This is a genomic window from Acinetobacter sp. YH18001, from assembly GCF_013416975.1.
In the GTDB taxonomy this organism is placed as follows: domain Bacteria; phylum Pseudomonadota; class Gammaproteobacteria; order Pseudomonadales; family Moraxellaceae; genus Acinetobacter; species Acinetobacter pseudolwoffii.
Genome location: NZ_VPEU01000061.1, coordinates 1 through 8,996 on the forward strand (window position 1 = coordinate 1; position 8,996 = coordinate 8,996).

The 8,996-nt window shown below is 40.3% G+C and carries 9 protein-coding genes and 1 pseudogene; 3 read left to right on the plus strand and 7 right to left on the minus strand.

The annotated features are described in order from the left end of the window. The 6 genes and pseudogenes from FTV48_RS13255 to glyA all read right to left on the minus strand — a co-directional run. Window positions 1–409, minus strand: a pseudogene (locus FTV48_RS13255) (alkyl hydroperoxide reductase subunit F); the annotation flags it as partial. Between the two features lie 205 nt (window positions 410–614). Continuing rightward, the gene (locus FTV48_RS13260) at window positions 615–1,532 is read right to left on the minus strand and encodes a hypothetical protein (protein WP_005097497.1); all 918 of its coding nucleotides are present in this window, start codon (window positions 1,530–1,532) and stop codon (window positions 615–617) included. A 33-nt stretch (window positions 1,533–1,565) separates the two neighbouring features. Further along, window positions 1,566–2,699: a toxic anion resistance protein gene (locus FTV48_RS13265; protein ID WP_005097499.1), complete on the minus strand. Its 1,134-nt coding sequence runs from the start codon at window positions 2,697–2,699 to the stop codon at window positions 1,566–1,568. A 16-nt stretch (window positions 2,700–2,715) separates the two neighbouring features. Then, complete coding sequence (locus tag FTV48_RS13270; protein ID WP_005097500.1) at window positions 2,716–3,507, minus strand: hypothetical protein; 792 nt, start codon at window positions 3,505–3,507, stop codon at window positions 2,716–2,718. 291 nt (window positions 3,508–3,798) lie between these two features. Beyond that, window positions 3,799–4,203 (minus strand): nucleoside diphosphate kinase regulator, encoded by a 405-nt coding sequence (gene rnk, locus FTV48_RS13275; RefSeq protein ID WP_005097501.1) that lies wholly within the window; start codon window positions 4,201–4,203, stop codon window positions 3,799–3,801. Window positions 4,204–4,706: 503 nt separating this feature from the next. After that, the gene (gene glyA, locus FTV48_RS13280) at window positions 4,707–5,957 is read right to left on the minus strand and encodes a serine hydroxymethyltransferase (RefSeq protein ID WP_005097502.1); all 1,251 of its coding nucleotides are present in this window, start codon (window positions 5,955–5,957) and stop codon (window positions 4,707–4,709) included. A gap of 538 nt (window positions 5,958–6,495) precedes the next feature. Between glyA and FTV48_RS13285 the strand changes: the two genes are divergently transcribed. The 3 genes from FTV48_RS13285 (at window position 6,496) to FTV48_RS13295 (ending at window position 8,509) form a co-directional block, all read left to right on the plus strand. Further along, window positions 6,496–7,194 (plus strand): 3'-5' exonuclease, encoded by a 699-nt coding sequence (locus FTV48_RS13285; RefSeq protein ID WP_180000653.1) that lies wholly within the window; start codon window positions 6,496–6,498, stop codon window positions 7,192–7,194. 100 nt (window positions 7,195–7,294) lie between these two features. Next, window positions 7,295–7,960 (plus strand): hypothetical protein, encoded by a 666-nt coding sequence (locus FTV48_RS13290; RefSeq protein ID WP_180000655.1) that lies wholly within the window; start codon window positions 7,295–7,297, stop codon window positions 7,958–7,960. A 198-nt stretch (window positions 7,961–8,158) separates the two neighbouring features. Next, window positions 8,159–8,509 (plus strand): hypothetical protein, encoded by a 351-nt coding sequence (locus FTV48_RS13295; RefSeq protein ID WP_005170170.1) that lies wholly within the window; start codon window positions 8,159–8,161, stop codon window positions 8,507–8,509. Window positions 8,510–8,670: 161 nt separating this feature from the next. On the opposite strand, the gene FTV48_RS13300 is transcribed toward FTV48_RS13295, so the two are convergent. Next, on the minus strand, window positions 8,671–8,877 hold the full coding sequence (locus FTV48_RS13300) for a hypothetical protein (RefSeq protein ID WP_180000658.1): 207 nt from the start codon (window positions 8,875–8,877) through the stop codon (window positions 8,671–8,673). Between the last annotated feature and the right edge of the window lie 119 nt (window positions 8,878–8,996).

Genomic DNA, 8,996 nt, shown 5'->3' on the forward strand with positions numbered 1-8,996 from the left:
CTTGAACCACATCCGGACAGTTATGGCAGCTGAGTGATACAAATACATCAAAATCAGATTTGATTCCTAAGCCTTTAATCGACTCTAAAACTTCAGCAGATACTTTCGGTGCATAACCAGAGCTTTGTAGTAAAGCCAGAATCAGTGAGGTGAATTCATGCCCCATTGGCAGACCTGCGAAGTAGACACGTGGTTCTTCACCTGCTTTGGCAATACCAAAGCTTGGTGCACGTTGGTTCTGGCCATCAAAACGCGCAGTGACTAAATCAGATAATGCAGCGATTTCCTCTACCAGTTCTTTGATTTTTGCAGATTTGTCGGAATCATTTAAAGTCGCAACCAGTTCAATCGGGCTTTCCAGACGTTCGAGTAGTGTTTTTAATTGAGCTGAAGTATTTTGGTCTAACATTGCTAAGCTCCAAAGGAATAAATATTTATTTGATAAAGCGATATTAATGCATAAATCAAAATAGGTAAAACAGTTTGTTTTTATATTATAAATCGTTTTTTTAGATCATTGGTTTGATAATTATTTTTGGTATTTCAACTTTTAATTTTTATACTGTTTCATCAGCAGATAAAAAATGCTCCTAAACAGGAGCATTTCTAAAACATTAATTTATCCGTTGCTCGATACGCAAGGATCGGCCTTTGATTGAATTGGCCAAGAAGAACAGAACCAAACTCAGAAATGCCGATAAAATGGCCACTCCAATAATCACCAGATAAGTGATCTGACTCAACTGGTTTGCCTGTTGTACTTGCGTATTTACACTCTTGGCAACCGGTGTCATGGCTTGACCATAGATCTGTTGCTGCATGGTCCAGAGTTGTTCCGACTTAAAGCCATATTGCTCAAATTTTGCATCCTGCTTTTCTGCTTCTACCAGATTGAATACATAAGGTTTTGCAGCCGATAAATCTTGCGGTTTATGCAAAAGTGCTGTTTGTGCCAGTAAATAAGATTTTACCGGTGCGGCAATCTCTGAATCGGCGAGGTATCGTGCAATTTCACTGTCATTGATATTGCTATCGTAATACACCACCTGCTGATAAGCATCATGCCGGTCATTCCGTAAATCATGCTGCCAGTAAGTTAATCCCGACCAGATCACGATAAAGGCAATTAGCCAAGCGACAAATTTCAGCACAAAAGACTGAAAGCGCACATAAAAGAAACGCAGTTTCTTTAATAGGCCAATGATAAAAAATGCACCGATAAAAGAAGCAAAAATTTTAATAATCAGCCAGCCAAACCAGCTCAGCAAACTAAAAAAATAATCCGGACTATCACCAATGCTGGCCAGCGTGGCATCTACACTGACCGGTAAATGTAACTGCTGCACTTCGGTACTCAGGCCAAAAAAGCCATAGACCAGTTCCTGCTGAAAAAACAGACCAATGATGGAGGCAATAAATACCGTAGAACTGGTGATACCCAATAACATCAAATTGCGTTGACGTTTCTTGAGCGCAACCACGCCTTGCTTGATCTCACCAGGAGACACCGCATATTCATCTAAGGGAGGCAATCTTTACTCCTTTTAGATCTTCAACCACAATATTTAGTTGGGCTTTGATCCGCTCGTACTTGATTCAATCACCAAGTGATTCAGATTATCCTGTAAAGCCTTTAAACGCACGGTTGCTTCTGTGCGTTTTTGTACACCTTCTTTCTGAATCTGTATCACATCATTGACTGTTTTAATGAGGGTGTTTTGCACATGTTCAAGCGTTTCGATATCAATTACGGAGCGCTGATTGGCTTTTGCGGTATCGACAGAGTTCTGATGCAATAGATCTGCATTACGGCGCAGCAGTTCATTGGTGGCATCATCAATGGTATTGGCCAGCTGGACACTGTTCTTTTGTTCGCTCAGAGAAATGGCCAGACTGATCTGGTTTTTCCATGCCGGTAAAGTAATATTTTTAATCGCATAAAACTTGTCGACCAGCATCAGGTTGTTGGACTGAATAATCCGGATCATCGGCAAGGTTTGCATGGCAGATTGCTGTAAAACCTGCAAATCGCTGACCCGTTTTTCCAGATTATTGGCCAGATGGTTCAGATCATAAATTTTCTGTGTTGTGGTTTGATCTTGTGGCAAAGCGGTTAAAGCGGAGATTTCCTGCTGTAGCTCCTGCTCACGTAAACGGCCGGCTGCAATATGTACGCCTAACTGTTTATATTCATCCTGTACCCCGTCAAACATTTTATCCAGGGTATCTACACGCGCTTTCAAACCGGACTGCGAGGTTTCAATTTCTTTGACCAGCACATCGAGCTGCTCTTTGGTAGTATTGAAATGTGCATCAAAGTTACCTTTTGCACCTTTGAACTTGCTGATGATATTGCCAAAAAAACCTGAACTTTTCTTTTGACTTAAAATGCTGCTGGTATTCAGTTGCTGGGCCACCTGCACCACCTGATTCAGTTTCTGCCCTGTCGCATCCAGATCTCTATTTTGGACCAGATTCAGTAATTCATCAGTATAGGTCGAGGTTTTGGTCGCAATATTTTTACCATACTCAGCCACGCTGTTATGACTCATATCCTGCAATTCTTTACGTGCTGCCAGTACTTCCTGAAAGTCAGCAGGTTGCAAGCCCAGTTCTTTCAGATCCATTTGCTGAAATTTTTGTTCGACCAGTTCATTCGAGCTTTCAACAGGTAAATTTACTAAATCAGACTTGGTCATGGTTCACCTTATATTGTTATGTTTTCGAGGGTTTCTCGAGGGATTTTTTTAACGTTTTAATCAGACTTTCACGGCTATTATCAAGTTTTTCCAGATCACTTGTCGAGTGCTTGCTCTGGCTTTGTTGGACATGATATTGCCAAGCCGGAATCAAGACCTGTTGCGCTTCTTTAAAGCGGTCTAATAAGCTAAAGGACAGCTGCTGTGAAAGCTGCATCTGGGTAATGGCAATGTCATTACTGCTTTGCAAGGTACGCAGTGTATTGATTTTCTTGGAAAGCCGCTCAGAAAAATTATCCAGTGGATGCTGGTTTTTGATGAACAGCGGATATTCTGATAAAAACTCGTCTGCCGCGACAATATGCTTGGCCATCTGCTCACGTAGACCCAAAAGCTGCTGAAAACGGGCCTGAGATTTCTGGATTTCAATCTGTAACTTACGACTTAGGTGATCTGCTTGATCGAGTAAACGGTCCAGTCGCTGATAATATTCAACCTGACTCGAACCATAATCCAGATCGATCCCAAGCCATTTTTGTAGTGCATTAAATTTACGTTTTTTCAGATATTTTTTAGATTCTGCCAAAGCCTGAATCAATTGCTCAATGGTCTGGCTCAGCTGTTGGGTCAAATGCGGATCGACCCCATTTAATAACACCGATTGTGCCTGAATCAGAGAATCCGCATAATGATTCAGTCCATATTGATGGCTCAGTACAGGCACAAGTTCATTACGTTTGATCGCCAGTATTTCTTCACGATCAAAAGACATGTCAGTCAAGGCGGGTAAAGCTTCAAATCGCGACATGACGAAGACTGTATCCTTTTAGAGAGATTAAATAAAAATCTTGAATATCCTCGAATGTAGCAAAAAAACAGACCACGTTGTGTATATTTATCCAGAAATTCGTTACATCACTTTAACTAAATCCATGTTTTATCTTTATTTTAATTATATTTTTTGCAATGAAAGCAAATGTGTTTGATAAATTTTGCTGTACTGCTAGCTTAGTCTGATGAAACTCTTGAACATCAATCATAAATCATAGATGAAAAAAGCCATATTACTATGGCTTTTGAGCATGCGTTCAAGACAATATCAGAGATAATCCCCGGTACTCTCTGGCTGATAAAGCACTTTTTCAATGGTCACTTTCATGGTGTGGCCATCTGGTTGTGGCCATTCAATGGTTTGACCTTCGGCTAAGCCCAGAATGGCTGCGCCTATCGGTGCAATCACATTTACCTGACCTTTATCACCTTTAAACTCATGTGGGTAAACCAGTGTGACTTCCACAGGCTCTGGAGACGGTGCAATAGTCAGTAACACACGCGAATGCATGGTGACAATATTACTTGCGATCTCCGCGGGGCCAACTATTTCAGCACGTGCCAGTTCATCTTCCAGACGAATCATGGTTTCGCTCAGCTTGGTCTGATGCTCAAGCATGGTTTCCAGACGATCTAAATCCTGCTGAGATAAAATAATAGTGGTTTTATTCATCCTGATTACCTTTGTTAGATACCTAAATAAAAAATTAATGAATCAACAGCCAACAGGAACACCAAATACAGGTTGTGCCCATATTTGAATGATTCCTATAAATACAATGTTCAGATTTAAAGAAAATGATCTCAGTCACAGCGCTTATTGCACCAACACCTGAGCTCGTCTGAAATTTGCATAAAAATTTTCAGGTACTAAGCAGAATGTACAGGGTGGATCTAAAAAGCTGGCAATGAATAAATCAGTTCTTTTAAATATTTAAAAATGAGATTAGTCTATAAAAGACTTTAAGCCAGATTCAGAAAAACGCAATATGATTTTGTTGATGACTCATTTTCTTGTCCTATCAACATCAGCTATTAAATATTAGGCCTGAATCATGGTGCGATATAGATATAGTTTAACTCGAATTTCGCTAAACCAAATCCTGATTTTTTCTCGTCATTTTAACAGCTATAAAAAAAGCTCCCGGTTGGGAGCTCCTTTCCGATTAAAACCGATTATGCATAAACTGGGAATTTAGCACATACAGTTTCAACCTTCGCTTTCACCGCGTTAATGACCGTTTCATCACCTTTCGCATCCAGAATGTCAGCAATCCAGCCTGCAAGGTCACGTACTTCAGCTTCACCGAAACCACGGGTTGTTACTGCAGGTGTGCCGATACGGATACCTGAAGTTACGAACGGAGAACGTGGATCGTTTGGTACAGAGTTTTTGTTCACAGTAATGTGCGCAGCACCTAACCAGGCATCCGCTTCTTTACCTGTGATATCTTGTTTGATTAACGACAACAAGAACAAGTGGTTCTCAGTACCGCCAGACACAATATCATAACCACGAGCGATTAGCACTTCAGCCATGGCTTTTGCATTCACCACAACTTGTTTTTGATATTCTTTGTATTCAGGCGCCATCGCTTCTTTAAAGCAGATCGCTTTCGCTGCAATCGCGTGAACCAAAGGACCACCTTGGTTACCCGGGAATACAGCAGACTGTAATTTTTTCTCGATTTCTTCGTTTGCTTTCGCAAGGATTAAACCAGAACGTGGACCACGAAGTGTTTTGTGAGTCGTTGTCGTTGTTACGTCAGCAATTTGCACTGGGCTTGGGTAAACGCCAGCAGCAACCAGACCTGCAACGTGCGCCATATCAACAAACAGGTAAGCACCCACTTTGTCCGCGATGTCACGGAAACGCTGCCAGTCTACGATTTGGCTGTATGCAGAGAAACCTGCAACGATCATACGTGGCTTGTGTTCCACCGCTAAACGTTCAACTTCTTCATAGTCGATTTCGCCAGTTTCTGGGTTTAAACCATATTGAATCGCGTTATATGTTTTACCAGAGAAGCTTACTTTTGCACCGTGAGTCAAGTGACCACCGTGAGCAAGGCTCATACCCAAAACTGTATCGCCAGGGTTAAGAAGCGCTAAGTAAACCGCTGAGTTTGCTTGTGAACCAGCATGTGGCTGAACGTTAGCATAATCAGCACCAAAGAGTTCTTTAGCACGGTCAATCGCCAATTGTTCGATCACGTCTACGTATTCGCAACCGCCATAGTAGCGTTTACCTGGGTAGCCTTCCGCATATTTGTTAGTGAGTTTTGAACCTTGAGCTTCCATGACTGCTGGTGAGCAGTAGTTTTCAGAAGCGATTAGCTCAATATGAGCTTCTTGACGAGCATCTTCATTCGAGATTGCTTGAGCTAATTCTGGATCAAATTCAGCAATAGAGATATTGGCAAACATTAGCGAGGTCCTATTGATTTAGGGCTTTTAAGCCGTGCTAAGATTGGCGCGTATTGTAGCATGAAGTTTTGCATTTTCGATCATGAACTTTCTGCAGTTTTTTATAAATATTACTCCAGCCTTTAGAAATCATGACCAATTTAAGTAAAATCAAATTATTGAATTGGCGTTAAAGTTTTTAACTTTTAAAATTTTGAGCATTTTTTATTCCTTCACCATCTAGTCTTGCTTGAAATGTGAAAAGACTGGTTTTCTCGAGCGCTCTGCAAGCATTTTAAAATGAGATTCAAGCTAAGTTCCGCTTACCTTTTTATCCTCTATAAACCTAGAACAGCAACTGCGTGTTAACCCTTAGAACATTTCAGGTGTACCGCTAAATCTTTTCCTGCATGAGAGTTCTGAACCTTAACCTGCAGCAAAATTGGATTTATTAACAGCATTCTTTGCGCTAAAAAGTATATTTTTTAATATTCAGCCTAATCTTTTTCCCAATTTATCGTTAATATGAGTCTGTCTCTTCTTTTATGGTGCTCAACGCATGCAGGCCATTATTCTTGATACCGAAACGCATACTTTAAATGGTCAACCCATTGAAGTTGCCTATGCGCCTGTCGCAATTGTAGACCATAAAATCAGTATGGATAAAAGCCGCCTGTTTGATCAGCTCTATTCATGTGACGAACCCATTTCTTTTGCCGCCATGGCGGTGCATCATATTCTGGAATCTGATCTGGAAGGTCAGCCACATTACAGTACTTTTCGTCTGCCAGATGAAACGATTTATATGATTGGTCATAATATTGATTATGACGTTCGTGCCGTCGAAAAATGTGGGGTAGATACCTCGAAAATTAAAGCGATTTGTACACTGGCTTTAGCACGTCGGGTCTGGCCAGATGCAGAAGCACATAATATTTCTGCACTGATTTATATGATTACCAAAGGCAGTGAACGAGCACGTGAAATGATCCGTAAAGCGCATCGTGCCGATATGGATATTATTTTAACTGCCAACATCCTGATGCATATCGTACACCACCTGAAAATTAACAGTATGCAGGAGCTGTTCGATGCTTCTGAAGATGCCCGAATTCCACGTACGATTAACTTTGGTAAACATCGCGGTAGCGCAATTGCAGAGCTTCCTGCCGACTATGTGCAATGGCTATTGCGCCAAGATGAACTGGATCCTTATTTGCGTAAGGCTCTCGAAAATACAGCGATTAGCACGCTTTAAACCCCTTAAAACAAGTATCTGTTTTTTAATATATTCTTCATATTATTGTAATTATCCCAGACTATGCTCTAGCTGAATTTAGTGAACAACTCATTCAGCTATGATGCATTTTTATAAAACTCCACGTGGGATCGAGGTGCTACAGAATCGCTCTATCCCCTTGACCGCACGCCAACGCCGCTTATTGGTGCTAATCGGCAGCAAAGATTTTGATCTGTTACATGAGAGATTAAAGCAGCAACTTGCTCCCGCCGAGCTTTTAGAGCAACTTTGTGAAATGGCTTTAATTGTTCCGGCTCACACCAGCATAATATCAAACAGTCCACATCAGACCGGCACAGAAGTCGATACCAAAATCAATTTGGCGCATTCCGAGATTTACCGTCCCTTAAATTCACCTCTGCCCCTACCTTGTGTAACCGAGAACCGCAAAAACCTCCTAGTTCCTATCGAAGAGCTGAAAGAAAATTCATCTATTGAAACAAATCCAGACAATCAACCTCATCTACCTGAACCGCAAGCTTTATCTTTTGAAGACCTCAAATATCTGATGATGGAAAGCTTACAAAAATATTGTGGCTTGATGGCCAAACAGCAAATTCAGCATATTTTACAGGTACAGGATGTGCGCAGTTTAAAAATGTGCCAAATACAGTGGATCACCTCATTGCAGGAAAGCCGACTTCCTCCGCAAGAATTGAATCACATTCTGAAACAGATCAATTTCTCTTTGGCACAATTACAGCAAAATCAAGCTCATGAATAAGCATGTCTTAGTCTTTTAAACTCTTAAATGAGTAACTTTAGCAATCAAGCAGATTTGGATTTCAAATATAGATAATTGATTTTATATCATATTTATATTATCTCTAAATTTAAATCCTGAAATATCAGACTTAAGCGGGATAGAAAAAACCTGAAAATCTCGCCATATAGTGATCATTAAAATCCGCTTGGTTGCTATATGCCACATTATTTAGAATTCGATGCGTTTGATAACCCCATGCAACTGAGCAAGGTGGGCAATTGGGTCATTACCTTTTTAAGTCCGGCTGAAGAACTAGAACTTGTGCAACTGGCAATTACCTATGTACTGCCCCGCCAGCTCAGTGACAGTTTACAACCGCGACGTGTAGTGATTCAAAAAAGCTCTATCGAGCACCATTGGCTGATTCAAGCCATTGAATGTTTTGACAGTAATACTCGTCAGGAAATTTCTTTAAGTCCCGAACATATCACCGCTCAGAAAACCTTAAAACAGATTCTGCAAGAATTTGAAAAATATGATGTGAATGTACAACTTAAGCACATCTAATTTCTGGCTCACCTCGGTGGGCTTTTTTATTAATAGGGGATAAATTTTGCTTTTCTGCATTCATTAAAAACTCACCAGGAAGGTGAGTTTTTAATGGCTAAACCTGTAATATCGGATAGATGGACTCAATTTTTTCACCTTTGTATAACGTATTGATCCAGTTATTCTACGACTTTATAAATATTTGAAGACTTTTGACTTTCAAATAACAGTTCAATACTCGGTAAAATAGTTTCGCCATCTACCACGATATGTTCAATTTTTTTTACCAGATCAATTGGATCATGCTGATGTTGCTCTACAAATGAACGTAATAAAGCTTTCGCCTCAATGACCTTGCTAAATTGGTCTTTCACCTTTATATCAATATTAGCGAATGCGAAGCTTGAAACAAATGTACTTAAAGCAATAATCAGTGTTTTTTTTAACATGAATGTTCTACATGAATCAGATAAAAATATGCTTCGATTCTAATGGGTCTGCTTTT

Bases quoted from the DNA above. Each gene is read 5' to 3' on its own strand.
- FTV48_RS13270 (WP_005097500.1), bottom strand. From the start codon at position 3,507: ATGTCGCGATTTGAAGCTTTACCCGCCTTGACTGACATGTCTTTTGAT.
- FTV48_RS13295 (WP_005170170.1), top strand. From the start codon at position 8,159: ATGCCACATTATTTAGAATTCGATGCGTTTGATAACCCCATGCAACTG.
- FTV48_RS13285 (WP_180000653.1), top strand. From the start codon at position 6,496: ATGCAGGCCATTATTCTTGATACCGAAACGCATACTTTAAATGGTCAA.
- FTV48_RS13290 (WP_180000655.1), top strand. From the start codon at position 7,295: ATGATGCATTTTTATAAAACTCCACGTGGGATCGAGGTGCTACAGAAT.
- FTV48_RS13265 (WP_005097499.1), bottom strand. From the start codon at position 2,699: ATGACCAAGTCTGATTTAGTAAATTTACCTGTTGAAAGCTCGAATGAA.
- glyA (WP_005097502.1), bottom strand. From the start codon at position 5,957: ATGTTTGCCAATATCTCTATTGCTGAATTTGATCCAGAATTAGCTCAA.
- rnk (WP_005097501.1), bottom strand. From the start codon at position 4,203: ATGAATAAAACCACTATTATTTTATCTCAGCAGGATTTAGATCGTCTG.